General features: G+C 42.6%; 2 tRNA genes and 1 rRNA gene. All 3 read right to left on the reverse strand.

The features are described from left to right. Positions 1–285: 285 nt before the first annotated feature. Positions 286–358, reverse strand: a tRNA-Ala gene (locus JQM81_RS13525). Positions 359–384: 26 nt separating this feature from the next. Then, positions 385–458: transfer RNA gene (locus JQM81_RS13530), tRNA-Ile, on the reverse strand. A gap of 19 nt (positions 459–477) precedes the next feature. Then, positions 478–595 (reverse strand): 5S ribosomal RNA (rrf, locus tag JQM81_RS13535). Positions 596–612: the final 17 nt, after the last annotated feature.

Raw genomic sequence — 612 nt, forward strand, 5'->3', positions numbered from 1 at the left:
TTTCTTCGAATTGTGTTGTAATCATTATCTCATTACTCTGTTTATAACAATTACCTCGGATGTCTTGATTAAGATATTTATCTTATCATTTCTATTTCTTATATGCAATTTTCAAGGTACATATTGATAATCAAATGTTTTACCTAGTCATCTGAGAGCTCAAAGCTAAGCTTTTCGCTCGCGGATATCTTACAGATATCCTTCTGTTACCACCCAGATGTTTTCATTCAAGTAAGCTTGATTCAAACATCTGTGGGCAACATCAGATGCCCTTTGATTATCAAGTGGAGAATACGAGATTCGAACTCGTGACCTCCTGCTTGCAAGGCAGGCGCTCTCCCAACTGAGCTAATCCCCCATTTATACAATTTATGTTAAAAGGTATGGGCTTAAGTGGACTCGAACCACCGACCTCACGCTTATCAGGCGTGCGCTCTAACCGGCTGAGCTATAAGCCCATCTGTATTAACTTTTTAAATCTGGCAGCCACCTACTCTCCCGCACCGTCTCCAGTGAAGTACCATCGGCCGCTTAAGGCTTAACCATCGTGTTCGGGATGGGTACGGGTGTGTCCCCTAAGCGCATCGCCACCAGAAAGATCTCTGATTCTTT

Origin of the sequence: Faecalicatena contorta (assembly GCF_021531895.1) — a bacterium.
Classification (GTDB): Bacteria; Bacillota; Clostridia; order Lachnospirales; family Lachnospiraceae; genus JAFBIX01.